Origin of the sequence: Rahnella sp. ChDrAdgB13, assembly GCF_017655185.1 — a bacterium.
GTDB lineage: Bacteria > Pseudomonadota > Gammaproteobacteria > Enterobacterales > Enterobacteriaceae > Rahnella > Rahnella contaminans.
Map to the genome: position 1 here is coordinate 1 of NZ_JAEMGT010000241.1, position 2,022 is coordinate 2,022.

Genomic DNA, 2,022 nt, shown 5'->3' on the forward strand with positions numbered 1-2,022 from the left:
GCAAAATATCAATGATCTCAGCCGCGACACGGAACATGCCAACGACAGCATCAGCCCAATTTTCGATAAGGAAAAAGAGCAGAACCGCCTAAAACAGGCCCAGCTTATAGGGGAGATTGGTGGGCAGGTGATGGATATTGCGCGAACACAGGGCGATATCAACGGGCTGGAAAAGGCTCGTGCCGACAACCCTGGGATCAAACAGCCGGGGCCGGAAGCCACGCAGAAACAGCGCGATGCTTATGTTGCTGCACTGAAAAATACCGACAGCTACAAAACTGAAATGGCGAAATACGGTACGGGCAGTGCTATTCAGCAGGGATTACAGGCGGCGACTGCGGTAATACAGGGGCTGGCCGGTGGGGATTTAGCGAAGGCTATTGCAGGCGGGAGTGCACCGTACCTGGCGGAAGTGATCAAGCAGATTGCACCGGATGAAGCCAGCCGGGTAATGGCCCATGCTGTCGTAGCTGGTGCACTGGCCTCAATACAAGGTAACTCTGCCGCTGCGGGTGCCGCGGGTGCAGCGACTACGGCATTAATGGGCGAAGCGATAAAAACTGCGTTGTATGGCGATACTCCAGTAAGCCAATTGAGTGAAAGCCAGAAACAAACGTTGGTTGCGCTGGGAACCGCAGCTGCAGGATTGGCAGGTGGATTGGCAGGCGACAACTCGGCTAATGCGATGGTGGGGGCGCAGGCTGGCCAGAATGAAATCAGTAATAACATGGTCGGTATCGGGTTAGTTCAGCAGATGTTGGCGTATGAAACCCTGAACTCTGCGGCATTGGCGGAAGCAGGTAAGGGGAGTGCGAATGATCAGGCGGCACTGGCACTAACGAAAGCTGTGAAGCAGGGGCTAGGTGCGAGCTGTCTGGCGAATGATGTCTGTGTGATAATGGCGATAGTTGCGGCGCAGAGTCAGCAACATGCTGATGGTGCAGGAAGCAAAACTGAAACCGTGCCGGTGAATGATGATCTGACGGGTGGGAAGCTGGTTAATCCGGTTCCGGACGAGAACAAAGGTACTTCACTGATTACGCCGGATCAGTCTGGTGATAATAAAGGCATGATTACTATTTCACCGGAAAGCCAGCCTGGTAAGAATGATGGTATTTATATTAATCCTAGACCTGCGCTAGCAGATAAAAATGACTCGAACTATATGTCAGAGTCACAGGATGGGATTAATGCGGGTAACTTTTTAAATGGGACAACATATACCGATAAAGTACGCCAACAAGCATCTTCTGGAGATTATCATTCTTTCCCTGAATCAGTCGATGGATATGCTGGACAAGGTACGGTATCCGAGATCACTGGTGGTGATGGTGTCAAGCGTTGGAAGCTCGAAATACCTGGTACTTACAGAGGAAATGAAGGTGTTTTCGAATATATACGAAATCCAGATGGGACGATTAATCATCGACTCTTTGTTCAGGATAAAAAATAAAGAGGGCTATAAGTTATGATTGGAAAAATTTTAGAGTTATATGCCCGTTGCGGACATAGCTTACTTGAAAATGGTTTAAATGAAGCCGTGTTACCTATATCTTCATCAAATTATGCTCTTGATATTTTTAAAGAAAATGGCTGGTTAGTTTTAGGTGGAGATGTTTATCAGCGTGGAAGTGATGGGGGGATGTATAACTTTTATGCAGATTGGTTCAGCTCTTCGGCTGATCCAATTGAAGCTACTGAATATGCAAAAGAGCATATTAATGGTTTGAAAGGCGATAATTTATTTATCTCTTTTACTATAAAATCATAATACTAAACCCCGGCCAATCCGGTCGGGGTTCCTTTCTTAGCAGATCACTCCTCAGCTAGCCGGATGATCAACTACCTTGGTTGCATGATCACCTCGAGCTTCTGCCCAATGGTAATGTAAGCTGCCCGAGCCAACGGCCCTTGAGCGTGATCTGTGGATACGGATCGGGCAGCCCAGGTTAACCTGCTTTCGAACGTTGGCAATCTGTCGCTCTCGGGGGCGGGTAATGACGGACACGCCAGCGGCACCAC

The 2,022-nt window shown here is 48.8% G+C and carries 2 protein-coding genes; both read left to right on the forward strand.

The features are described 5' to 3' along the window. Nucleotides 1–1,453, forward strand: a 1,453-nt coding sequence (locus tag J8X26_RS27370) for a VENN motif pre-toxin domain-containing protein (RefSeq protein WP_208952656.1), incomplete at its 5' end; no start/stop codon positions are given. Between the two features lie 15 nt (nucleotides 1,454–1,468). Next, nucleotides 1,469–1,771, forward strand: a complete 303-nt coding sequence (locus J8X26_RS27375; protein ID WP_208952657.1) for a hypothetical protein — start codon at nucleotides 1,469–1,471, stop codon at nucleotides 1,769–1,771. Nucleotides 1,772–2,022 lie beyond the last annotated feature (251 nt).

Coding starts and splice junctions, on each gene's coding strand:
- J8X26_RS27375 (WP_208952657.1), top strand. CDS start 1,469: ATGATTGGAAAAATTTTAGAGTTATATGCCCGTTGCGGACATAGCTTA.